Below are 24,330 nucleotides of genomic sequence, written 5' to 3'. Positions count from 1 at the left end.
AAGTTCGAGAATATGAATGCAATTACAGCGCTCTTCAAAATAAAATATCCAATTATTCAAGGCGGAATGATTTGGAACAGCGGCTACAAATTGGCAGCAGCAGTAAGCAATTCTGGCGGATTGGGTCTCATTGGTGCAGGTTCAATGTATCCGGAAATTTTGAGAGCACACATTCAAAAATGTCAAAAAGCAACTTCCAAACCTTTTGGTGTAAATATTCCGATGTTGTATCCGAACATCGATGAAGTAATGAAAATTGTGGTTGAAGAAGGTGTAAAAATTGTTTTTACGTCGGCTGGAAATCCAAAAACATGGACTTCATTTTTACAAGAGAAAGGAATTACAGTGGTACATGTTGTAAGCAGTTCTGTTTTTGCATTAAAAGCGCAAGCAGCTGGAGTGGATGCTATTGTAGCAGAAGGTTTTGAGGCAGGCGGACACAACGGAAGAGATGAAACAACAACTTTCACGTTAATTCCGATGGTGCGCGAGAAAATAACAGTTCCGTTAATAGCCGCTGGTGGAATTGCGACAGGAAAAGGAATGTTGGCCGCAATGGTCTTAGGCGCAGACGGTGTTCAAATGGGAAGTCGTTTTGCTGCTTCAGTTGAATCTTCGGCACATGAGAATTTTAAAAATAAAATTATTGAAGTACAAGAAGGCGATACCCAATTGACGTTAAAAGAATTGGCACCCGTACGTTTGGTTAAGAATAAGTTTTATAATGATGTGCAGGAATTGTACGCAAAGTGTGCCACCAAAGAAGATTTACTGTTATTACTAGGCCGAGCCCGAGCCAAGAAAGGAATGTTCGAAGGAGATTTAGATGAAGGAGAATTAGAAATTGGTCAAATTGCTGGATTAATACACGACATAAAACCAGTTCAAGCAATTATCGAAGAGATAATTTATGACTTTACAACCGCACAAAAAGAAACACTTACCTTAGAATTTTAATTGTATGAACTATATAAAAATTATGTTTGTAATGCTAGTTTGCGCATTCAGTTACCAAACAGCAACTAGCCAGACTTATAAATTCAGAACTTCTGGATTTAGTGTTTTAGAAAAGAAAGATAATAATAAATGGGGCAAATGGTCTGAGCTAGAGTTATTAAATATTCCTGTGGTTTTAGATACCGATAAACACCGAATTGTTGTTTACACACAATTTGTACAATGGTTTGAGATTTCAGATTATATTGCGACAGAAGAAAATGATACCGATATTGTGCATTCTTTTATTTGTGTTGACAATGAAGGCACGAGTTGTAAATTATCAATTATAACAAGAAAATTACAGGACAACCGAAAGCAATTGTACATTAATTACAATAAGAGAATTATTTTGTATAATATTTTTAACAGTTAAAAGGATATTGATACTTGCTGTAAAATAGTAGCTAGTTATGAAAGCAGCTTTTCTAAAAATAACTTACTCAATATCTTTAATAAAATCGTCATACTCCAGATAAAATAATTCCAAAGCATTCATTTTTTCAAAAAAGAAATCAAAAATTACTTCCCAATTGTTGCGATTGCTAAAGCCAATTCCTGTTTTTTCGATCCAAATTCGACTGATATTTTTGCCACTTTCTAAAGTGTATTCACTTTCAAAAACCAGATCTTTTACAAATTCTTCTTCTAAAATGTTTTTGAGGGCGACTAACTTGTCGAAATAAGCCAAACGTTTTTCGTCATTGCGATGCTCAATGTCAATAAGAACTTGTGCTTTTTTATTGTCTACATAAAACTTAAAAGAAAAGTCTTTGATTTTCGTATCGTACAACACCCATTTGCGGGGATATTTTTCTGCGAAAGCAACCCAAAATTCTCTTTTTATTTTTTGTGATTCTTGTTTACTATACATTCTACTGGCTTTGATTTCAAAAAAAAACTTGTGTGAAGCTATTTTCTGAAGTATATTTATATCTTACTTAGCATACAAAAATAAGGTTTGCAGATGGATTTTCAAGAATTTTTGAAATATGTTCCTAATATCACGCAAGTACCACTGCCTGCGGTGCAATCGCATATCAAAATGGCACCGGTAGAACGAATAGATGCGTTAATAAACGTTGATTATTCATCAAAAAACCCCAGAATTGCTGCCGTTATGATGTTGTTATATCCTAAAGAGGGAGAAACACATTTAGTTTTGATTGTTCGAAATACGTACGTCGGTATTCACTCTGCGCAGATTGCTTTTCCGGGTGGAAAATACGAAATATCAGATCGTGATTATGCTTTTACAGCTTTGAGAGAAACACAAGAAGAAGTTGGTGTCGATCCCGAAAGTATTGCAATTATCCGTCCTTTCACCCCCATGTATATTCCTCCCAGTAATTTTGAAGTGCATCCTTTTTTGGGAGTGTGTCATAAGGAAATTTGTTTTGTGCCCGATCCAAGTGAAGTCGCTGCAATTATTGAATTGCCTCTTTCAACTTTTTTAGATGATCGCATTTTAATTGAAGCAATTTTGTCTACTTCTTATGCCGATAAAATAAAAGTTCCTGCTTTTGAAATTGATAGTAAAATAGTTTGGGGAGCTACTGCAATGATATTAAGCGAGTTAAAAGATGTTCTTAAAGCTTCTCTCTGAAAGTATTTGTCTTTCTTATTAAGTAACTATTTGTTTATAGGTGATTTGTGATTTTATAGCTGTCATGTAGTTATATACTAAGCAAAAAAGAATATTTTTGTATGTTTGCCGCCCTAATATCAATTTAAAATAAGTAGTATGGGATTGTTTAAAAGAAATCCTTTTGGTCATATTTATTTCATCAAAAAATGGTTAATCCGAATTTTTGGTGCAATCACGCACAAGCGCTATAGAGGTTTTAATGATTTGCATATTGAAGGTTCTGAGATTATAAAAAATTTACCAGAGACGAATGTGTTATTTATTTCCAATCACCAGACTTATTTTGCTGATGTTGTTGCTATGTTTCATGTTTTTAATGCCAGTTTAAGCGGACGCCAAGACAATATTAAAAACATTGGATATCTGTGGCAGCCTAAAATGAATATTTATTATGTAGCAGCCAAAGAAACCATGAGAACTGGCTTATTGCCAAGAATTATGGCCTACGCTGGTGCAATAACTGTAGAGCGTACTTGGCGTGAAAAAGGTAAAGATGTTACAGAAAAAAAAGAGGTAAATCCAAATGATACCGAAAATATTAAAATAGCGTTGGAAGACGGTTGGGTTATTACGTTTCCGCAAGGAACGACTAAGTCCTTTAAGCCGGTGCGCAAAGGAACTGCACACATCATCAAACAACACAGACCCATTGTCGTTCCTATTGTTATTGATGGTTTTCGCCGTTCATTTGATAAGAAAGGACTTCGATTAAAGAAGAAGGGCATTCTTCAATCCTTTATCATAAAATCTCCATTGGTTATTGATTATGACAATGACACAATCGAAGAAATTGTAGAAAAAGTAGAATTTGCGATTGAACAACATCCTTCGTTTTTAAAAGTTATTCCTGCAGCATTGATCAAAGAACAAGAAGAACTGAATCAAATGCGTAAATGGGATTATTAATTGCGTTTAACCGCTTATTTACTGTAAGACTTCAAATTATAAATCAATCTTTTTTAATTCATTGTAATTAGCGTACAAACGACGCAACAATCTTCCGTATATCAGTCTGTAGATTGTCCATAATATTGCAAGTAAACCCAAAACCATCAAAAATAAAATTCCAAAAGTAATAATCGCCAATTGCGGACTCGTTGCAAACTGATCAGTTAAATTACTTATTTCGGGTGTATACAGAACAGCTATACAGATGGCAGAAATAGCTGTTACAACCAACATAGCCAAATTATACCAAACATAGCACTGTACAATTTTTCTAGTTTTTAGTATAGAACGCATCAATAACTTAGTAGAGGCGGTAGTCGAGATCGTGGTATAATTTTTATAAAACAGATAAATAAAAACTATAATCACCACATAATGAAATACATCCAAGAATTGCAAATACCAGTTGTTTTCCGGATATTTCATTTCTTTTATGTAATCACCTGTATTAGAAATTACCCCTATTCCGATCCACAGTAAAACCTCGATGATACTGATTATAAAAATCCACCTCACTATCGAAGATGATTTTTGGTGTATCATTTTGTAAATCTCTGTTTCAGACAATTGATTAAACGAACTTTCGTTCTTTTTCCAATCTTTTTTTAATAAATCCAGCTCTTTCATATTTCTTACGGATTTAATATTTTTTTAAGTTTTCCCTTTATGCGGTTCATTTTTACACGCGCATTGACTTCACTAATACCTAACGTTTCTGATATTTCGTGGTAATCTTTATCTTCCAAATACATAAAAACCAAGGCTTTTTCAATGTCGTTTAATTGATAAACGGCTTTGTACATCAATTTTAATTGTTCCTCCTCTTCATAATTGTAATCGACATCTTTTACAAAATGCTGCTGACTTTCATAACTTACGGTAGAAACAGTACGTTTGGTTTTTCGATAAAGTGTAATGGCTGTGTTTAAGGCGACGCGATAGGCCCAAGTCGAAAATTTGCTGTCTCCTCTAAATTTCGGAAACGCTTTCCATAACTGAATGGTAATCTCTTGAAACAAATCCTTGTGCGCATCTTCATTGTCAGTATACAATCTACAAATTTTGTGGATTATATTCTGATTGGCTTGCAGTTGCGATACAAAAGATTGCTCTAGATTTTCAGTCATATTGTATAAGTAGTTTTAAATGATGTTTTGTTACAAAAAGAAATATTTATATACTGACATTTACTGTGCACTAGTCTATATCTTTATTTTTACCACAGACTAAAAATGTTAGAAGGATTCAATCGGTGAAAATTTTTTCAAACTATGGCTATTTCTAAATTATTAATCGTATTAGAACAACTATAGTTCTTCTGTTTTGTAATAATTAACCATCAAATCTACAAATTTACTGTAGCTTTCTAAGCCGTCTCTTTGTTGATTTATTTTTAAAAAATTATCATAAAAAATCTTAAATCCTGTTTCTATTGGTGTTTCATATTCTTTCCAGAAGTCATCACTTTCTCTATAATTTTCTAAAACTCCTGGATTTACTTTGGCTAAAGTTGCTTTAAATAGTTCCTCATTTTGAGAACTTAAAAGTCCAAGACAATAGCGCAATGCGTAACTGTAACCGGAATATTTATAGTACAAATCATCATTTTTTGTGGTAGCTAAAAATCCGATAAAATTACATTCGCTTTCGCTTGCAAATCCCATTTGGTGCGCCATTTCGTGGCAACTCGTAAAAGGCAAATTATATATCGGCATCAAGCCATTTACTTGCGCTTCATTGGTAAATGGATTCAAATAACCGCCAAATCCCATATAAGTTAGTGGCAGTGAAAACAAAGAATTTTTAATACTTAATTTTTCGTAATTGAAGAAAGCATATTGTTCTGAAAGGTTTTGATAGCCGTTTAAATTCATCGAAAAAGTAGCTTTTTTAGAATACGGGTAAACCACTTTTAAACTGTCGTTTTCGTTTATTTGAGAATGAATCTGGTTGGTTTTCAGAATTAATTTATTTGTAAACTGAAGTAAATCAGCATCAGAATATTCTTTTTTTATCTGCATTTTATCAGACAAAGATTCTCTGTAGTAATTGAAAGCCCATAAAAAGTGAAAGAAAAAATAAAATAAAGAAAGGGCACTTAATATTCGTAAAAAATTATTCTTCCAATTTTCTTTCCATGTTTTTCTGTTTTTCCAAAACCAACGAATGGCTAAAATAATTACGATGAAATACGTGACATCACCAACCGAAAAAGGTACAAAGCCAAATATAATTCTCAAAAAAGAAGCAATTTTAGGATATAAACCGTTGCTATAATAAGTCTCAACTTGTGCTGAAAAAGCGGGAAGAAATTGCAAAATGATAATTTGGAAAAGTAAAAAAAAAGGAAGAATGTATTTTTGGTTCACGATAAAATTTTTATAACTGTAAATATAAATAGAATATCAATTACTACCGATAAGGAATTTAAACTTTGTAACTTTGAAGCTATATTTTGTTAAACTTCAAACTAATTATAATGAGTCAAGAAATAAGAAATTTAGAGCCTAAAGCCCTTTGGAATAAGTTTGCCGATTTAAATGAAGTTCCGCGTCCTTCAAAAAAAGAGGAACGTGTAATTGAGTTTATGAAAAATTTTGGTGAGAGCTTAGGTTTAGAAACTTTTGAAGATGAAATTCGAAATGTGATCATTCGCAAGCCAGCCACTAAAGGAATGGAGAATCGCAAGCCAATTGTGATGCAAGGTCACTTGGATATGGTGCATCAAAAAAATGCGGATACTGTTTTTGATTTTGATACACAAGGTATCGATATGTATGTGGATGGAGACTGGGTTCGTGCAAGAGGAACTACTTTGGGAGCTGATAATGGGCTAGGAGTAGCCACAATTATGGCTGTTTTAGAAAGTAAAACAATTGCGCATCCAGCTATTGAAGCTTTGTTTACTATTGACGAAGAAACTGGAATGACGGGTGCTTTAAATTTGAAAGGTGGAATTCTTCAAGGTCAAATTTTATTGAATTTGGACACTGAAGAAGACGACGAAATTGATATTGGTTGTGCAGGTGGAATCGATTTGAATGCACGTAGAAGTTACAATGAAGAAGAGGTTCCAGAGAATTCTGTAGGACATGTTATTCGTGTAAAAGGATTAAACGGTGGGCATTCAGGAATGGACATTCATAAAGGTTTAGGTAATGCTAATAAAATCATGAACCGTTTGTTGTTTGATGCTTTTGAAAATTTCGGATTGCAAATTGCTGAAGTAAATGGCGGTGGATTGCGCAATGCGATTCCTAGAGAAAGTGAAGCTAAAGTAATTATTTCTGAAATGTTTGATGAAGCATATATTTTTGATATGCAAGAAATTATCAACGACATCAAAGAAGAGTTTAAAACGACCGAACCCAATCTGGTAATCGAAATTGAAAAATGTGAATTACCAAATAAAGTAATGGATCTAGGCGTTCAAGAAGGAATTATTAGAGCCATTTATGCAGCGCAAAATGGTGTTTACCGCATGAGTGCTGATATGGAAGCCTTGGTAGAAACTTCAAATAACTTAGCTCGTGTTTCTATTAAAAATGGAGAAATCGAAATCAATTGTTTGACGCGTTCGTCGGTAGAAACTTCTAAATTTGACTTGGCTAACTCTTTGCGTTCGGCTTTTGAATTGGTAGGTTGTGAGGTAGAATTAGCGGGTTCTTATCCAGGATGGACACCAAATGTAAATTCAGAAATTTTAGAAGTTCTAAAAGAAATTTACGAAAAGCAAAATGGTGATCAGCCCAAAGTGGTTGCATGTCACGCTGGTTTAGAATGTGGAATTTTAGGAACTAATTATCCTGATATGGATATGATTTCTTTTGGACCAACCATTCATGGTGCACATTCACCAGATGAAAGAGCAAGTATCAAATCGGCTCAAAAGTATTGGAAATTTGTATTGGAAGTATTAGAAAATATTCCGGTAAAATAGTATTTTTTCAATGTATAAAGCCCTTGTGAATTATAATTTACAAGGGCTTTTTTTATTTCTTTTGCTTGGCTTTTGTAATTTTTGAAATTGGCGACATCGGTTGTCTGTAAATTTCGACCGAGTCTTTTGCCAATCTTATTTTCAACCAATCTTTTAGTCTTTTCGCTTTTTCATTATCCATCGTTTCTGTACTTTGATACAACACAATCGGAATAATAACATCTTTTTTGTCTTTGTCTTTAATGGTGTAATTCCCTATCGATAAATTAGAAACGCTAGGAAAAAGAACTTCAGATTCTTTTATAATTAAATCATTATTAAATTGGTAGCTTGATAATTGAGACCTTAGTTTATTAATGATAATGTCTTTTTTATCGACCATATCACGACTAGAATTGATTTTATTTAGGATGTCGTTTCCAATATTAAAGGTGTCTTGCTTAATAATCAATTGAGTATTTAATAAATTATAATCGATCAATCTCTTATTTAAATCCTTAATTTCTGTCTGATTGAATTTTTTAGAAAGAAAGGCTAGTTCAATTCGTTTTGGACTTTGGTTGTATTTTATGTTTTTATATATGATAGGATAATCATTATCGGTGAATTCTTGTTTTATAAAATTTTCAGTACGACTGTTGTATGATTTCTGAATAAATAATTGGTAAGCAAAATAGATACTTGGTACAATCATTAATAAGATCAGAATAGAAATACCATATTTAACTTGCTTTTTACGGGTTTCGTTTAGTTGTTCTTTTTGTGGATATTTTAGGTATTTTACAATGATGAATGTCGCAATACAAATGAACACACAATTAATCGTATAAAGATACATAGCTCCTAAAAAGTAGGAGATATTACCAAGAGCTAAGCCGTAACCGGCCGTACACAAAGGTGGCATTAAAGCTGTTGCAATGGCAACACCCGGAATAGGATTTCCTTTCTCGACTCTGGTAAATGCAATTACACCTACTAGTCCACCAAAGAAGGCGATTAAGATGTCGTAAATGTTAGGCGAAGTACGAGATAGTAATTCTGATTCGGCTTCTTTAAAAGGGCTGATATAGAAATAAAGTGTGGATATCGTTAAACTTACAATGGTTGCAATGAGTAAATTTTTTAATCCTTTTTTTAATAAGTCGGTATCGTACATTCCTAAACCAAAACCAGCACCAACAATTGGTCCCATTAAGGGTGAGATTAGCATGGCGCCAATAACAACCGCCGTGGAGTTGACATTTAAGCCGACCGAAGCAATTAGGATAGCACAAGCTAAAATCCAAAGATTTGATCCTCTAAAAGAGACAGCACTTGTTATATTTTCAACTACCTTTTTTTTGTCCTCTTCTCCTTTATGGAGATCCACAAAATTCAGCACCTTATTAATTTCATCTTTCATACAGAGCAATGTTTTTCCTCTAAAAAGAAGAAGAATTGTCAACTAAATTAAGTATTTATTCATTGAAATAACAATGAAAAGCAGATATTTTTAAATCATAAAAAAAGCCTTTAACCGGCTGGATTAAAGGCTTTTCAATTCTATTTTAGTGTTTAATTCTTTTTAAGAATTTTATATTCTTCATAACAACCGCTTATCGCATCCATAATTTGAAGATCATTAGCGTTTTGAATAAATGATTCAGAATAATTGCATCGTTGCAATATTTCAGGAATTTCGCTTTTGTCAATTCCCAGTAGTACGGCTATCGTTTCGCGATCAAATTTTGTTTCTAGCAAATTACGGACGGTATCATCTTTGCGCATTTGTCTCAATCGTTTCAACTCGGTTGGTTTTTTTCCGAAAAAATTATACAACATATCAGCAGGGTTAAAAATAGAACCCAATACTTTGCCGAACGCGCCTGGCGAATATTCTCCAGCTTCGTAGCCTTGCGTAAGACCAGAAATACTATAGCGATAATTTTCTTTAGTCGGAATTAATTTAGAATCTACTTCTAAATAACCTGTCAAACGAAACGGACTAATAACTACTTCTTCTAAAGCGATTGCTTTTTCGGTCAGTTGAATTCGAGTTACTTTGTTTTTTATCCAGTCATTAGTGACACGAACGCGTAACGATTGGTAGCCTAATAAAGAAAGGTGTAAGGTATCGCTTGCTTTTACATCAATTTCAAAATATCCTTTGATGTCGGTTTGTGCACCACGCACTTTATTGATGTTGATAATATTAACGTTTGGGATAGGCATTTTTGTTTCGTCACTTATTACAAATCCCGAAACTCGTTGGTCGTGGTCTGTTTCTTGAGCAAAACTAATTGTGGTAAAGGTCAATAAAAGGAAAACTACAAAATATTTCATAGACAGATTTAAGGTTTTAAAAGTACTAAATAGCAATTAGATATAGGGCAGACTCCAACTATAATTATAAGAATATTAACAAACTAAAATTTCCTACAAGTTTACTGATTTTTTTAAAGTTTCGCTAAAAATAAAAATCCCAAATTCCATAACTAAATGAAATTTGGGATTTTATATAAATCTAGAAATTATAATTAATCTCTTCTTGGTCTTCTTGGTCTTGGTGCGTCACCAAAGCTTTCAGAACGTCTTGCTGGTCTTTCAGAAGAACCGCCTTCACGTCTTGGAGCGCTACTGCTGCTAGAAGCATTTCTGTCGCTTCTAAAACCACCTTCTCTTGGAGCTGATGAGTTTCTGTCGCTTCTAAAGCCGCCACCACCAGAACCTTCTCTTCTTGGAGCAAAACTACCTTCTCTTCTTGGGGCAGAACTTCTTCCACCACCAAATCCGCCGCCACCACCAGAACTTCTTCCGTTGTGATCACGTCTTCCGCCGCCACCGTCATTTTTAGAAATTTCAACATTAATACGACGTCCTTCTAATTGTACGTTGTTTAATACTTCCATAACTTTATCCGTATGCTCAGGATCAGTGTTAAAGAAAGAGAAACCTTCTTTTACGTCTACTTTAAAGACATCATCACGACCTAAGTCTAATGTTTCTTTCAAGTAATCTTTCAATGACATCCAGTCAAAATTATCTCTTGAACCAATGTTCACGAAATATCTTGTTGCACCGTTATTGTTGTTTTCTCTTGGAGCACCACCATCTCTATCATCACGTTCACGTCTTTCTCCACCTGATTGAGTAGAAATGTCTCTGTTTTTCTTGTAATAAGCAATAAAACGATTAAATTCTACAGAAACCATTTTCTTAATCAATTCTTCTTTAGATAAATCTTCAAGAACGCTGTTGATTGCAGGTAAATAGTTGTTGATTTCAGTATCAACTTCTGTATCCTTAATTTTAGTTGCTAAGTGCAATAATTGAATTTCACAGATTTCTATTCCAGAAGGAATAACTTTCTCTTCGAATTTTTGTTTAATTGTTCTTTCGATAGAAGAAATCTTACGCAATTCACTTTTAGTTACAATTACAATAGAAGTTCCTAATTTTCCTGCACGACCTGTACGGCCTGAACGGTGGTTATAGGTTTCTATTTCGTCCGGTAGCTGATAGTTTATAACGTGAGTAATACTGTCAACGTCAATTCCACGTGCAGCAACATCAGTAGCTACAAGCATTTGAATTTGTTTTCCACGGAACGATTTCATTACACCATCACGTTGCATTTGAGATAAATCTCCGTGCAAAGCAGCAGCGCTATAGCCATCTTCAACTAATTTTTCAGCGACAGCTTGTGTATCACGTTTTGTTCTACAAAAGATTACCGAAAAAATGTCTGGATTAGCGTCAGCAATACGTTTCAATGCTTCGTAACGATCACGAGCATTTACTAAATAGAATTCGTGAGAAACTGTTGAAGATCCTGAATTTTTAGTTCCAACCGTAATTTCGATCGGATCTTTCATAAATTGTTTTCCAATACGTGCTACTTCAGCAGGCATTGTTGCAGAGAATAACCATGTGTTTTTATCGTCTGGCGTCGTCGATAGGATGTTTACGATATCTTCGTAGAAACCCATGTTCAACATTTCGTCAGCCTCATCTAGAATACAATAGTTGATTTGAGATATGTTTACTAAACCTCTATTAATCATGTCTTGCATTCTTCCTGGAGTAGCTACAATAATTTGTGCACCTCTCTTAATGTCTCTCGCTTGGTCTGTTATGCTAGCTCCACCGTAAACTGCTACAACATTAATACCTTTTTCGTATTTAGCGTAGTTTTTAATTTCGTTGGTAATCTGCAAACAAAGTTCGCGTGTTGGAGATAAAATTAATGCTTGTGTGTTTCTGTTGTTGGCATCAATTTTCTGAATAACTGGAAAACCAAAAGCTGCCGTTTTCCCTGTCCCTGTCTGAGCCAACGCAACCATATCGATGTCTTTTTCCAATAATAGGGGAATCGCTTTCTCCTGTACTTCTGACGGATTTTCAAATCCTAGATCTGCAACCGCCTTCAGTAACGATTCACTCAATCCTAATTGTTCAAATTTATTCATATGTATTTTTAAAATAGGGTGCAAAATTACCTAAATTAATTCAAATAAACTAATACATATTTAAGAAATATCTGTTTATTGTGATTTGATTCTCAAATGGTTATCTTTTTATTGCTGAAATAAGAGTCCCATTTTAAATAAATAAACGTCTTGAATTATAAACTTTACCACCTTAATTGTTGTATTTTAAACAATTATTCCGTTTCATTCAAAAATGCGATCAATTGTTGGGTAGCTTTTGCACGATGACTTATTTTGTTTTTTACTGCTATAGATAATTCGGCAAAGGTTTCGCTATAAGCAGTCGGCTGAAAAATAGGATCATACCCAAAGCCTTGCGTTCCTTTTTTCTCCTTTATAATTGTTCCATTGGCAATTCCAGTAAAAAGTTGTTGCTTTCCATTGATGTTCAGCGCAATTACGGTCTTAAACTGTGCATTTCTATTCTCGCTTTTTTCTAAAGAAGATAATAATTTGTCCATATTGTCGTCAGCGTTTTTTTGCTCCCCAGCGTATCTTGCAGAATAAACGCCAGGTTCGCCATTTAAAGCTTCTACTTCTAAGCCAGTATCATCTGCAAAACAATCGTATCCATACTTTTCGGTTACATAATTGGCTTTCAATATAGCATTTCCTTCTATTGTATCTGCCATTTCTGGTATTTCTTCGGTGCATCCTATTGCTTCTAAACTTAAAATCGAAATATTATCTGGAAGCATTTTCTGAATTTCAATAATTTTATTGCTGTTGTTTGAGGCGAATACAAGTTTCATAAATATGAGTTTAGGTGAATTTCTAATTAGAAAAAACAAATTTAGAATCTTATATTTGATATGATTGAATAATAATTTAAAATTAAATGCAGCTTTCCCTTTTATATAAAAAAATCAAACCATTTGTAAGACCATACAAAAGTATGGTTGTTGCCACACTGCTTTTGACTTTTTTAGGTTCATTTGCCGCTCAAGTAAATGCCGTAATATTAAAATATACTGTAGATACCATCAGTGATTTGATGGTGGCTCGCGAACCATTATCCAAAGGTTTTCATTTGCTAGGCATCATAAGTATTGTTTTACTTTGCAAAGAATTGATTTATTCGGTGGTGCAGTTTGGTCAAAAATTTTATGGCGAAAAACTCCGAATTTTTATCACACGGGATATTTCGCAAACTATAGTCGAAAAAATTTTAAGTTATAGAATGGAGTTCTATAGTTCTAATGAAAACGAAAGTGGGAAACTGCAGACGAGAATCGATTTAGGAATTAGCAGTTTAACGCGATTGGTACAAAACTTTTTTATTGATATTTTTCCATTGTTCGCCAATGCCTTTGTGGCTTTGCTGCTGATGTTCTACGCCAATTTTTATGTCGGTTTGGTTAGCTTGTGTATCATTCCTATCTATTTTTACGTGAGTCAGATGCAAGCCAAAAAATTAAGTGGTTTCAGACGCAGAATGCGCAATTATCGGGAAACTAAAAATAACGGAATAATCAGTTTAATTGACTCAATAACCGTAATAAAATCTTTTGTTCGAGAACCAACGGAAGCCGGTCGCCATCAAAAAATTCAATTCGAAATGACCGAAAACCAATTGGCAACGCGCAAGACAAGTTTCATTTTTGAAAGCGTTAAAGGGTTTATAGAACAAATAGGCTTGGTCATTATTATTATCTTATCTTCCTATTTCGTACTTAATAATACAATGACCATTGGGGCAATTATGTTTCATATCATGCTGTTTAACAACGTTTCTTCGCCCATCAGGCAACTGCACCGTATTTATGATGAAGTAAATGATGCACTAATTTATTCGGAAGGCTTTTTTGATATTTTAGAATCGGATCATGAAAAAGAAACGAGTGGTGATTTTATACCAGAAAAAATTGTCGGACTTATTGAAGTTAAAAACGTCAATTTTACGTATCCAAATGGTACCAAAGCATTGTCAGCTATTAATTTCACCATTAAACCAAACGAGACTAGCGCTTTGGTTGGATTGAGTGGGGCTGGAAAAAGTACTATTATTAATTTGTTGGATAAGTTTTATTTGCCATCTTCAGGAAATATCTATTTGGACGGCGTGGATTTGAATGCCTACAATACTGATTTCCTTCGAAAAAACATTGGCCTGGTTTTGCAGAAAAACCATATTTTTAAAGGTACCATTGCAGAAAATATTTTATATGGAAATCCAAACGCATCACAATTAGAAGTGATAGCCGCGGCCAAGCAGGCTTACATTCATGAGCAAATTGTTAATTTGCCAAAAGGATATGATTCGGACGCTAATTCACTTTCTGGAGGACAACAGCAGCGCATCGCCATTGCAAGATTATTTTTAAAAAATCCGCCAATAATTTTCTTAGACGAACCTACCGCAAGTCTAGATGCAATAGCTACCGAACAAATTAAAAAATCGCTTGATGCAATTAAAAAAGACCGTACGGTTATTATTATTTCTCACAGTATTTCGCAAATTATTGATGCCTCAAATATAATTGTTTTAGAAAAAGGAAGTTGTGTCGAACAAGGAACGCACGAGCAATTGTATGATAATAAATCGGTTTATTTCGAAATTTTTACTGCGATGGCCAATAGTTTAAATATTGATAAAATTACACAGACTTTTGATTAGCATAAACGAAATATTTAACCAATCCTATATTTAGAAACCGCTACTAAAAATTAAACATTATTTTTGCAGCAGTAAACGATAGAAGTTACATTAAACAGCATTCACATTATGATTATAGATTACATAGAAAATTCCGCTCGATACGAAGCGTTGCATCCTTCTTTTAAAATTGCTTTTGATTATTTAAAGCAAAGTGACAAAGCAGCTTTAGATGGATTAGAAGATGATAAAGCAGGTGTGAAAATGTTTGCTTATAAAGGAGAAGGAAAAACGAGAGCAGCGAGTTTAGAAACATTTGAATGCCATGATAAAAATATCGACATTCAGTTTTGCATTAGCGGAAGCGAAGGTTTTTTATGGAAGCCCAGAGCAAACTGTACGCAGCCAAACGGAGGCTATAATGACGATAAAGATGTTCGTTTTTTTAATGACTTGCCCGATACTTATTTTGAATTGCAAGCAAACCAATTCGTTATCTTTTTTCCAGAAGATGTGCATGCTCCTATGATTAGCAACAGTAATTTAGATAAAATAGTGGTAAAGGTTTTAGTTTAGATGATGGCTGAAATACTAAAATAAAAGCGGTGCTGAACGAATTCTAAATTAATAAAAATACAATGATCGAAATTTTATTAAAAAATAAAAAATTTATAAAGGCACAAACTGTTGACGAGATTCCACTTTCTAGTTTGGACTTTCATGTCATGCAGTTTTTGGACTATGGAAATACAGAAACCCAATGGTTGGAGAAAAATTTTGGTCTCGATTTTACGATAATGAAGCATTATGAAGATATCGAAATTAGTTCGCACTTTTTAGAAAATGACAAGCAAGCAGCGTTTCACTTTTCGCTTCCTTTTTATAATGATGAAAAGAAAATAATTGAGCAGCCAATCTTTATTATTATTTCGCACGAAGGATTATTTTTATTTTCGAGTTCTAAATTGGACAATTTTTTGAATAAAACCTATGCGAATAAATTTCGATCATTGAGGGAATTAGGACAAACAGCCGCTATTTTTGAATTTCAATTTGGATTTATATCTGATTATTTTGCCGATATTACGGAAAGTTTAAGTCGTAAAATTAAAGCATTAGCTAGTACTGTTTTGATCGAAAAGAAGTTTGCAAACAATGAAATGGATAGTATTACCGAATACAACTTTAGTAATTTGTTGGTTAAAGAATTACTCATTGAAACCACTCGAGTATTTAGGATGTATTTAAAGAGTAATTGGGAACAAAAAATGGATCTAAAAGAAAGTATCAGAAACGACTTGAATGATTTGGCGGTAGTTTCCGATTATATTCAATTTAATTTTGATCGATTAGATGATCTAAAAGAAAATATTTCGAGTAAGATTAACTTAGAGCAGAATCATATTTTTAAAATGCTGACGGTTGCAACTGTCTGTATTTCGTTACCGACGCTAATTGCAGGGATCTACGGAATGAACTTTGAAGAAATGCCAGAGCTTAAAAATTATTATGGCTATCCAGTCGTATTGTTGGCCATGTTGTTTGCAGCAATTCTTCCGTTTATCTATTTTAAGAGAAAAAGATGGCTGTAGTTGAAGTGAGAAAGAGGTAGAGGTAGAGGTAGAGGTAGAGGTAGAGAGTCGTCTACGTAAGATTTCGGAGCTGTTTTTCTAAACGAAAGTGAAGAATTTAGAAAGCACGTCATAGCATAAAAAAAGCCCATCAATTAAGAGATGGGCTTTTTTAGGTGTAGTAAGCACTTATATAGATTTATAGCTCAGGCTCTAAAACTAATTCTTCGTCGAATGGTAAGTCAAAAGCTTCAGCAACTTGTCTGTAAACAATTTTACCATTAGCAACATTCAATCCTTTTTTTAATTCTAAATTTTCTGCACATGCTTTTCTCCATCCTTTTTTTGCTAATTGCAAAATGTAAGGTAAAGTAGCATTGGTTAAGGCAAGGGTAGAAGTATAGGGTACAGCACCTGGCATATTCGCCACGCAATAGTGTACTATATCATCAATAATAAACGTTGGGTCTTCGTGTGTAGTTGGTTTGCAAGTTTCTATACAGCCACCTTGATCGACAGCCACATCTACTAAAACAGTTCCAGGGCGCATGTCTTTTAACATGGCACGTGAAATTAAAGTAGGCGCTTTTGCTCCAGGAATTAATACCGCTCCAATAATTAAATCAGATTCTTTAATTGCTTTTTGTATGTTGTAGCTATTAGACATAACCGTGATTACATTGGCAGGCATGATTTCTGAAAGTTGACGCAAACGGGGCAAACTAACATCCATAATTGTAACCTGTGCTCCAAGTCCAGCAGCCATTTTTGCAGCTTGTGTTCCCACAATTCCACCACCTAAAATCAATACTCTACCTGGTTCTACTCCAGGAACGCCTCCTAAAAGAACACCTCTTCCTTTTAATGGTTTCTCTAAGTATTTTGCACCTTCTTGTATAGACATACGTCCAGCTACTTCAGACATTGGTATTAATAATGGTAAGCTTCTGTCTGGTTTTTCAACAGTTTCGTAAGCCAAACATACCGATTGACTTTTGATCATCGCATGTGTTAATGCTTCCGAAGAGGCGAAGTGAAAATAAGTAAACAATAGTTGGTCTTTTTTTACCAAATCATATTCAGATGCAATAGGCTCTTTCACCTTAACAATCATTTCGGCAATAGCATATACTTGCTCGATTGTACCTAAAATTTGAGCTCCGCAAGCAATATATTCTTGATCGCTAAATCCGCTACCTTCTCCTGCTGTTGTCTGAACGTAAACTTCGTGACCGTTCTTTTTCAATTCCGCCACACCTGCTGGAGTTAGAGCTACACGGTTTTCGTTGTTCTTGATTTCTTTTGGAACACCTACTATCATAATTTCTGAATTTTGGTTATTTGTTTAACTAGAATACAAATGTATGGATACACGTTAAAAAAATGATTTTTGCATTGTAATAAAGAAAATATTATTTATTTTTGAGGTTTTTGCACAAAAAACTTCTTTTTTTTGCTTTATTTGTAACTCAGAAAAGAAAAAATGACTGAAATTTAACGTTCGATGTGTATCCTAAAACTTTCTTTTTATTATGATTTTAGACGAAACTGACAAAAAAATCCTACGTCTCTTGCAAGAAGATGCGCACGTGACCTTAAAAGATATTGCGAACCAAATTAATCTCTCTTTGACGCCGGTTCACGACCGAGTGAAGCGTTTGGAAAAAGAGGGAATTATAGAAAAGTATGTGTCTATTTTAAATAAAAAAAAACTTGGTAAAAACTTAACGGTTTACTGCCAAGTGACTTTAAATAAACAAACGTATGATGTTTCGGAAGCGTTTAATCAGGCTGTCTTAAATTTACCTGAAGTGGTAGAATGTAATTTTGTGTCAGGAAATTTTGATTATATGCTGAAGATTATTCTTCCAGACATGGAAAGTTATCACAATTTTCATCAGAAGAAATTATCAGTTCTTCCCGCAGTTTCAACAATAAACACAGTTTTTGTAATTTCTGAAATAAAAAGTACTACCGTTATAGCTATTTAAACTGTACTATTAATAAAAAAAAGGATTCCTATTTACATTAAAGTAGATAGAAATCCTTTTTTTATTGAACAATAGTTTTATCTCGGATTCAGTATCAAATCAATTCTTTTGATGCAATCTTGATAGTGATACTTGGTCTCGGGATTCGTTGTTTTAGTTTTAGCAGCAGTCAAGGTGTTTTTTAGAGCAGTTAATTCTCCGCGAACCAAAGGTCTTACTTCAGATTGAGATACTTTGTAGTAGTCTCGAGATTTGTCAGATTTAATTTCTTCAGTCATTAAGTACTGCATTCTTTCGATATACGCACGTTGTAAATTTCTTCGATATAAAGTTGGTGTTGTTCCTGCGTTTGCTTCTTTCCAAATTCCTGTTCTCATATCTCGCAATAAGTTTAAGGCCGAGTAATTGTTCGAGCCAACAATCTCGGCGTCAATTAAGCGCCCAATTCTTTCAAAACTTAATAAATTATTTAAATGACGAGCTTGTAAACCTCTAAACAAGTCGGAGTTGCCAGCATATTCTGTATTTTTTAAAGTATTTACATCTACTATCCAAGTAGGAGACGCGAAAGCATTGCTTTGTAACCACGCCATTGCTTCTTGCTGTTTTGCTTTGGGAACTACCTCGTACACATTTCCAGCTTGATTCGGATTTTTAGTATTCTCATACACTCCGCCGACATTCGTAACCACATGGCCAACATAACGACTCCAAACACTTAATAATTCATCGTGTAATTCGCCTAAATCATCGTAGCTATTGGTTGCTTTGCTCGTCCATTCAGGTAAATGTTTCGCAACGTATTCTAAATTTTTTAAACCGTACATGCTTGCTTTCATCGAGTTATTTCCGATATCTTCTGTTTGAGAAGTAGGATCGAACGAGCTGCTTTGTTTTCCATATTTATAAATTGGATCTCCGGCTTTTTCTAAAATCCATTTATCCAAAGTCTCTTTTTCGTCATTGATAGATTGAGTATTCGGAATTACGCGATAGCCCCAGTTGAGAGCATAGTGATCGTAAGGTCCCATTTGTCTAATGAAACGAATGTTTTTATCCTCTGGCTGCGCAATGTAATTGTAGCGCGCGTAATCCATAATACTGGCTGCTATTCCGTTTTTCTGTGTAAAGTCGCCATTTCTATAACTTTCAACGTCATACGCAGAACTAGCACCCATATTGTGAGGGAAACCCAAAGCATGACCAACTTCGTGCGCGATAACCATTCGCATCATTTCGCCCATTTCTTCATCACTAGTTTCTAGGGTTCTTGCCGAAGGATTGGCAGCTCCCGTTTCTAATAAATATCTATTACGATAGGAACGCAAGTGATTGTGGTACCAAATAACATCACTTTCGATAATTTCGCCTGTTCTTGGGTCAGAAACACTTGGTCCAACAGCATTTCTAGTAGTGCTTGCTACGTAGCGAATTACAGAATAACGAATGTCTTCCGGACTAAAATCGGCATCTTCTTCTTTACTTGGCGCATCTTTAGCAATAATTGCGTTTTTAAATCCCGCTGTTTCAAAAGGTTTTTGCCATTCTTCAATTCCTTGCTTGATGTATTTTCGAAGTTTTTCTGGTGTCGCAGGGTCTAAATAATAAACAATCGGCTTGATTGGCTCTACCAATTCACCTTTAGCATAGGCCACAGGATCTTTAGGTTCTAATCTCCAACGACGAATGTATGTTTTAAGGTCAGATTTTAGTTCGTTACTTCCATAATCGTATTGACTCACCGTAAAATAACCGACTCTTTTATCAGCTAGTCTTGGTTTCATCGGATTTTCTGGCAGTAAGATCATCGACTGATTCATTTGTATACTAATCGATTCTGTGTCTTGCAAAACGGGTGGTTTTGACGCGTTGTAAGTCATGTCTTGAATAATTTCAATATTCATCGGAAAACTTTTCATACTGTTGATGAAGCTACGAGAATCGTCTAAGCCTTTTACTTTGTATGTTTCACGCATCTCTGCAGAAATGCCGCTGATTGCTTTTACATCAGAACTATAAAATTTAGTAACATCAATAACAGTGTTGGATGAATCTTTGCTGAAAGCTACAATATCAAAAGCAAAAAGTGTCGGTTCGTAATTATTGGCTTTTACAGAAATACTAATTGGCAAACTATCATGTGCAACTGCTTGGTACGATTTTGATTTAATTAAAATCTTGTCTTGGTAACGTTCCCAAGTTACTAATTGCTCGTTGGTTTCAGATCCTGCATTTACGTATCCACCACCCAAATTAGAAGGTAATTTTGAGATGCGACTTACCAAAAGCATGTCTTTATTTAAGTATTTATTCGGAATTTCGAAGTAAAATTTTTTATCTACTTTATGTATGGTGAATAAACCTTCATCAGAAACTGCCGCCTTGGTAATTACTTTATTGTATTCCTTAATTGTTACTTCAGGTTTTTTTTCTGGAGGCGGAATTACTTCTTCCTGTTTTTTCGATTTTTTGTTTTTTGATTGCGCAAAGTTGGTTGTTGGTGCTAGTAAAATAGCTCCTAAAAACACGTATAGTATAAATTTGTTCATAAATTACGGATTTGGTTATCTAGTTGACAAAAATATATTTAGCGTTGATAGAATTGTTTTTTATTCATTTAATTAACGATTAATTAACAAAAAAAAAGGATTACTTCTTAAGAAGTAATCCTTTTTTAATACTAAAATGCTGTTATCTTAAAAAGTTTTCGAAACTTTGTCAATGGCTTCTATCGTAAAATCTAGATCCTCGTAGCTCAACGCATCCGATATAAACCAAGTTTCATAAGCAGAAGGCGCAATATAAATTCCTTCATCTAACAAACCGTGAAAGAACTTTTTGAAGGTCTCGTTGTCACCTTTTGCAGCAGATTTAAAATCAGTCACTGGCTGTTCATCAAAGTGAACCGAAATCATAGAACCAATCGTATTTATTGTAAATGCAATATCATTTGCTTTTAAAACAGCGTCAATTCCTTTAGCCAAATAACTTGTTTTATCTGCTAAACGGGTAAAGATAGCTGCATCTTTATTTAATTCTTGCAACATCGTCAAACCTGCAGCCATGGCCAGCGGATTTCCAGATAATGTTCCTGCTTGGTAAACTGGACCTAAAGGAGCCAAATAATTCATTATTTCTGAACGAGCGGCAAAAGCACCAACCGGCAAACCACCACCAATTACTTTTCCGAAACAAACAATATCAGCATCAATATGTAGTAACTCTTGCGCACCGCCTTTAGCCAATCTAAAACCAGTCATCACTTCGTCAAAAATTAATAAAATGTTGTTGGCGGTACACAATTCACGGAGTCCTTCTAAAAATCCTTTGCTAGGAGGAATGCAACCCATATTTCCTGCAACAGGTTCAATGATAATCGCTGCAATTTCATCTGGGTTAGCGGCAATTAATGCTTTTACATTTTCTAGATCATTATACGTAGCAAGCAAAGTATCTTTTGCAGTTCCTTCGGTTACGCCAGGACTGTTTGGACTGCCAAAAGTAACGGCGCCACTTCCGGCTTGAATCAAAAACGAATCAGAATGTCCGTGGTAACAGCCTGCAAACTTTATAAATTTATCTCTTTTTGTAAAACCTCTAGCCAATCGAATTGCACTCATACACGCTTCGGTTCCAGAGTTTACAAAGCGAATTTTATCGATATTTGGAACCATAGCAACCGCTAATGCAGCAATTTGAGTTTCTAGTTCTGTTGGCATTCCAAATGAAGTTCCTAGTTTGGCTTTTTCAATGACAGCGGTAACAACGGGCTCGTAAGCGTGACCTAAAATCATCGGTCCCCAAGAGTTGATGTAATCAATCAAGCGATTTCCATCTTCATCATACATATAAGCACCTTTGGCACTTTTTACAAAAATAGGTGTTCCTCCAACGGCTTTAAAAGCTCTTACAGGCGAATTTACTCCACCAGGGATTACTTGTTCTGCTTCAGCAAAAAGCTGACTACTTCTTTGATATTTCATTTTTTGGAAATCTTTTTTTATTGAAGATGCCAGTAGGCATGACATTTAATTTTATTTTACGACTAACCTTTGTCCGATGGAAATCGTATTATCATTAAGGTTATTGCTTCTCTTTATCTCGTCAATGAGTATATTGAATTTTTTTGAAATTGAATATAATGTATCGCCTTTTTGCACTTCGTAATACGAGAAGTTTGGATTTTCTGGCACTGAGGTGTAAGCCGCAATAACACTTTGACTTTGGCTAAAATCATATTTATTACCCAACACCAAAGCATCGTATTGGTCTAATTTATAGCGCTCAATATAGCTCATTAATTTGTCTGGATACTTAGGATCTGTTGCATATCCCGCCGCACGTAATCCTTTGGCCCACGCTTTGTAATCATCTTTTTTATAATCGAATAACGTTGCGTATCTTTTTTTACCAGTAAGAAACAAGGCATGATCGCGGTAAGATTCTGAAGGATCGTTGTATTTTCTAAAGCATTCTTGAGCCGAATCATCGTCGTGGCGAACACTATCTCCTGCCCAGTCTTTATGACACTTTATACCAAAATGGTTGTTAGATCGCACAGCCAAGTCTCCTTTTCCAGCTCCAGATTCTAAAATTCCTTGTGCCAAAATGATGCTTGCAGGAATTCCGTACGTTTTCATATTGCCCATAGCTACATTTTTATAAGCATAAATGTAATGGTCAATTATATCGTTAGAAACTACTGTTCTCGAAGTGGATTCAATTACCTCGTTTTCCGCTTTTCGTTTGTTATTGTGAGAATCAAAATTCTTTGAATCGGGTTTTTTATACGATGCCTTTTTCGTAGTTTGTACCACAGTTCTTTGCTTAGTAGTTGCAGCGTTTTTACTGGTTACAATAGCGGGTTTACTAGCATGACAGCTTACTAAACAGATTGCAATTAAGAGCAATAGGATTTTTTTATACATTGGTAGTAAGTATTGGTAATTTCTTCTTTTTTAATTTCTGATTCATTCCTTCTATTCCTTGCAAACCGCCAGTATGAATCAATAATATTTGCGAATTTTTGGCAAAATAACCTTTGTGAATTAAGTCTATAACGCCAAAAACCATTTTTCCAGTATAAATTGGATCGATCGGAATTTTTGTTTTGCTAAAAAAACTATTCATGAACTGAATTAATTCTTCAGAAATTTTACCATAACCACCAAAATGATAGTCATTTATCAATTTCCAACCCATATTAGATGCAAAAATACGAATTTCATCTTGTAAAAAGTCTCCTTTTAAAGCTGGAAAGCCTAAAATTTTTTGATGTGGTAAGGCACTTTTAATAATTCCCGCGATCGTTCCACCTGTTCCGACGGCGCAACAAACATAATCAAATTTAGAATCTTCGGTTGTTAAAATTTCTTCACAGCCTTTAACTGCCAATTCATTTGTGCCACCTTCCGGGATCAAATAGAAAGCACCAAATTCCTTTTTCAAGTGATTTAAATAATCATTTTCATGCTTATGACGGTACGCTTCACGCGAAATAAATTTAAATTGCATACCGCATTCTTGAGCAAACTTTAAAGTAGGATTGTTATTTATTTGATCTCCCAATTCATCTCCACGAATGATTCCAATTGTTTTAAAACCCTGCTCTTTTCCTGCATAAGCAACCGCTGCGATATGATTAGAAAACGCACCACCAAAAGTAAGTATAGTATTTTGTTGTTCTATTTTGGCCTGAAGTAAATTGTATTTTAATTTTCTAAATTTATTTCCCGAAACAAAAGGATGCAATAAATCTTCCCTTTTCATAAAGAGATTAATGCCATTTGGTAAATCAAGTTTGATTTGCTGATTCAAAATTTAATCGTTTTTTAAGTACTTCAAAAAAGCAAAAGCCTTTCTGTTTTTTAAATATAATAAATGAGTTTCATTGTGGTAAGCTTCGCGCTCAAAACTAATATTTCGGTAGCCTAAATGAACGTTTTTGTATTGTACGCATCGAAATATAAATTCGATAAAATACCATATAAAAAAAGGTACAATTAGTAATTCGAGTTGTTGTTTTAAATGAATTTTTTCGTGAGTGATAAAAATCATATTCGTTTTGTCTTCTTGATTCTTAAGTAAGACAAAAGGGAAAATAGTCATTCCGCGATATCCTTTCGGAATTAAATATTTAGCATGAATTAGATACATTGACCGTAAAGTTTG

23 protein-coding genes are annotated in these 24,330 nt (G+C 34.3%); 9 read left to right on the top strand and 14 right to left on the bottom strand.

The genetic code is table 11. The features are described 5' to 3' along the window. Positions 1-12: 12 nt before the first annotated feature. Both ACRASX_RS00225 and ACRASX_RS00220 read left to right on the top strand, forming a co-directional pair. Positions 13-957, top strand: a complete 945-nt coding sequence (locus ACRASX_RS00225) for an NAD(P)H-dependent flavin oxidoreductase (protein WP_066307300.1) — start codon at positions 13-15, stop codon at positions 955-957. 4 nt (positions 958-961) lie between these two features. After that, a complete protein-coding gene (locus ACRASX_RS00220) occupies positions 962-1,372 on the top strand; it encodes a hypothetical protein (protein ID WP_432222017.1) in 411 nt (136 codons plus the stop codon). A gap of 63 nt (positions 1,373-1,435) precedes the next feature. Here the strand turns inward: ACRASX_RS00220 and ACRASX_RS00215 are convergent, their stop codons facing one another. Continuing rightward, positions 1,436-1,870 carry a DUF4268 domain-containing protein gene (locus ACRASX_RS00215; RefSeq protein WP_066307296.1) on the bottom strand — a complete coding sequence of 145 codons (435 nt, stop codon included), beginning with the start codon at positions 1,868-1,870 and terminating at the stop codon, positions 1,436-1,438. Between the two features lie 93 nt (positions 1,871-1,963). On the opposite strand from ACRASX_RS00215, the gene ACRASX_RS00210 reads away from it, so the two are divergent. Together ACRASX_RS00210 and ACRASX_RS00205 are read left to right on the top strand one after the other, a co-directional pair. Then, a complete protein-coding gene (locus tag ACRASX_RS00210) occupies positions 1,964-2,602 on the top strand; it encodes an NUDIX hydrolase (RefSeq protein WP_066307295.1) in 639 nt (212 codons plus the stop codon). A 138-nt stretch (positions 2,603-2,740) separates the two neighbouring features. Next, positions 2,741-3,550: a lysophospholipid acyltransferase family protein gene (locus tag ACRASX_RS00205; RefSeq protein ID WP_066307294.1), complete on the top strand. Its 810-nt coding sequence runs from the start codon at positions 2,741-2,743 to the stop codon at positions 3,548-3,550. A gap of 36 nt (positions 3,551-3,586) precedes the next feature. On the opposite strand, the gene ACRASX_RS00200 is transcribed toward ACRASX_RS00205, so the two are convergent. From ACRASX_RS00200 to ACRASX_RS00190, 3 genes are all read right to left on the bottom strand, one after another. Then, positions 3,587-4,219, bottom strand: coding sequence for a hypothetical protein (locus tag ACRASX_RS00200; RefSeq protein ID WP_432222016.1), 633 nt, complete (start codon positions 4,217-4,219; stop codon positions 3,587-3,589). Positions 4,220-4,224: 5 nt separating this feature from the next. Further along, positions 4,225-4,719: an RNA polymerase sigma factor gene (locus tag ACRASX_RS00195; protein ID WP_432222015.1), complete on the bottom strand. Its 495-nt coding sequence runs from the start codon at positions 4,717-4,719 to the stop codon at positions 4,225-4,227. Between the two features lie 180 nt (positions 4,720-4,899). Continuing rightward, entirely contained in the window at positions 4,900-5,832 is a 933-nt protein-coding gene (locus tag ACRASX_RS00190; protein ID WP_432222014.1) for a DUF3810 domain-containing protein, read from the bottom strand. A 239-nt stretch (positions 5,833-6,071) separates the two neighbouring features. Between ACRASX_RS00190 and ACRASX_RS00185 the strand changes: the two genes are divergently transcribed. Then, positions 6,072-7,532, top strand: coding sequence for an aminoacyl-histidine dipeptidase (locus tag ACRASX_RS00185; protein WP_432222013.1), 1,461 nt, complete (start codon positions 6,072-6,074; stop codon positions 7,530-7,532). A 52-nt stretch (positions 7,533-7,584) separates the two neighbouring features. Here the strand turns inward: ACRASX_RS00185 and ACRASX_RS00180 are convergent, their stop codons facing one another. The 4 genes from ACRASX_RS00180 to ACRASX_RS00165 all read right to left on the bottom strand — a co-directional run bounded on the left by ACRASX_RS00180 (position 7,585) and on the right by ACRASX_RS00165 (position 12,753). Then, positions 7,585-8,934 (bottom strand): TIGR00341 family protein, encoded by a 1,350-nt coding sequence (locus ACRASX_RS00180; RefSeq protein WP_432222012.1) that lies wholly within the window; start codon positions 8,932-8,934, stop codon positions 7,585-7,587. 152 nt (positions 8,935-9,086) lie between these two features. Next, on the bottom strand, positions 9,087-9,854 hold the full coding sequence (locus ACRASX_RS00175; RefSeq protein WP_432222011.1) for a carboxypeptidase-like regulatory domain-containing protein: 768 nt from the start codon (positions 9,852-9,854) through the stop codon (positions 9,087-9,089). Positions 9,855-10,048: 194 nt separating this feature from the next. Then, the gene (locus ACRASX_RS00170; protein WP_066307282.1) at positions 10,049-11,980 is read right to left on the bottom strand and encodes a DEAD/DEAH box helicase; all 1,932 of its coding nucleotides are present in this window, start codon (positions 11,978-11,980) and stop codon (positions 10,049-10,051) included. Between the two features lie 194 nt (positions 11,981-12,174). Then, positions 12,175-12,753, bottom strand: a complete 579-nt coding sequence (locus ACRASX_RS00165; RefSeq protein ID WP_432222010.1) for a non-canonical purine NTP diphosphatase — start codon at positions 12,751-12,753, stop codon at positions 12,175-12,177. 86 nt (positions 12,754-12,839) lie between these two features. Here ACRASX_RS00165 and ACRASX_RS00160 point away from each other — a divergent pair, with 86 nt between their 5' ends. The 3 genes from ACRASX_RS00160 (at position 12,840) to ACRASX_RS00150 (ending at position 16,189) form a co-directional block, all read left to right on the top strand. Then, positions 12,840-14,618 carry an ABC transporter ATP-binding protein gene (locus tag ACRASX_RS00160; protein WP_432222009.1) on the top strand — a complete coding sequence of 593 codons (1,779 nt, stop codon included), beginning with the start codon at positions 12,840-12,842 and terminating at the stop codon, positions 14,616-14,618. Positions 14,619-14,726: 108 nt separating this feature from the next. Beyond that, complete coding sequence (locus ACRASX_RS00155) at positions 14,727-15,173, top strand: YhcH/YjgK/YiaL family protein (RefSeq protein ID WP_432222008.1); 447 nt, start codon at positions 14,727-14,729, stop codon at positions 15,171-15,173. Positions 15,174-15,235: 62 nt separating this feature from the next. Continuing rightward, positions 15,236-16,189 (top strand): CorA family divalent cation transporter, encoded by a 954-nt coding sequence (locus ACRASX_RS00150; RefSeq protein ID WP_066307277.1) that lies wholly within the window; start codon positions 15,236-15,238, stop codon positions 16,187-16,189. A gap of 178 nt (positions 16,190-16,367) precedes the next feature. On the opposite strand, the gene ald is transcribed toward ACRASX_RS00150, so the two are convergent. Beyond that, positions 16,368-17,489, bottom strand: a complete 1,122-nt coding sequence (gene ald / locus ACRASX_RS00145) for an alanine dehydrogenase (RefSeq protein WP_066307276.1) — start codon at positions 17,487-17,489, stop codon at positions 16,368-16,370. Between the two features lie 211 nt (positions 17,490-17,700). Between ald and ACRASX_RS00140 the strand changes: the two genes are divergently transcribed. Then, positions 17,701-18,159: an Lrp/AsnC family transcriptional regulator gene (locus tag ACRASX_RS00140; protein WP_066307274.1), complete on the top strand. Its 459-nt coding sequence runs from the start codon at positions 17,701-17,703 to the stop codon at positions 18,157-18,159. 77 nt (positions 18,160-18,236) lie between these two features. On the opposite strand, the gene ACRASX_RS00135 is transcribed toward ACRASX_RS00140, so the two are convergent. The 5 genes from ACRASX_RS00135 to ACRASX_RS00115 form a co-directional block, all read right to left on the bottom strand. Next, the gene (locus ACRASX_RS00135; RefSeq protein WP_432222007.1) at positions 18,237-20,708 is read right to left on the bottom strand and encodes a zinc-dependent metalloprotease; all 2,472 of its coding nucleotides are present in this window, start codon (positions 20,706-20,708) and stop codon (positions 18,237-18,239) included. A gap of 147 nt (positions 20,709-20,855) precedes the next feature. Next, positions 20,856-22,142: a glutamate-1-semialdehyde 2,1-aminomutase gene (gene hemL / locus ACRASX_RS00130; protein ID WP_432222006.1), complete on the bottom strand. Its 1,287-nt coding sequence runs from the start codon at positions 22,140-22,142 to the stop codon at positions 20,856-20,858. Positions 22,143-22,193: 51 nt separating this feature from the next. After that, positions 22,194-23,087 carry a glucosaminidase domain-containing protein gene (locus ACRASX_RS00125; RefSeq protein ID WP_432222005.1) on the bottom strand — a complete coding sequence of 298 codons (894 nt, stop codon included), beginning with the start codon at positions 23,085-23,087 and terminating at the stop codon, positions 22,194-22,196. Then, positions 23,080-23,976: a 1-aminocyclopropane-1-carboxylate deaminase/D-cysteine desulfhydrase gene (locus ACRASX_RS00120; protein WP_432222004.1), complete on the bottom strand. Its 897-nt coding sequence runs from the start codon at positions 23,974-23,976 to the stop codon at positions 23,080-23,082. The genes ACRASX_RS00125 and ACRASX_RS00120 overlap by 8 nt, the downstream gene beginning before the upstream one ends. Positions 23,977-23,979: 3 nt before the next feature. Next, the gene (locus ACRASX_RS00115) at positions 23,980-24,315 is read right to left on the bottom strand and encodes a hypothetical protein (RefSeq protein WP_066307268.1); all 336 of its coding nucleotides are present in this window, start codon (positions 24,313-24,315) and stop codon (positions 23,980-23,982) included. Positions 24,316-24,330: the final 15 nt, after the last annotated feature.

The organism is Flavobacterium sp. TMP13 (genome assembly GCF_050847115.1).
GTDB lineage: Bacteria > Bacteroidota > Bacteroidia > Flavobacteriales > Flavobacteriaceae > Flavobacterium.
Note: the sequence above shows the minus strand (reverse complement) of the source record. Positions and strands in the feature narration are given on the sequence as shown.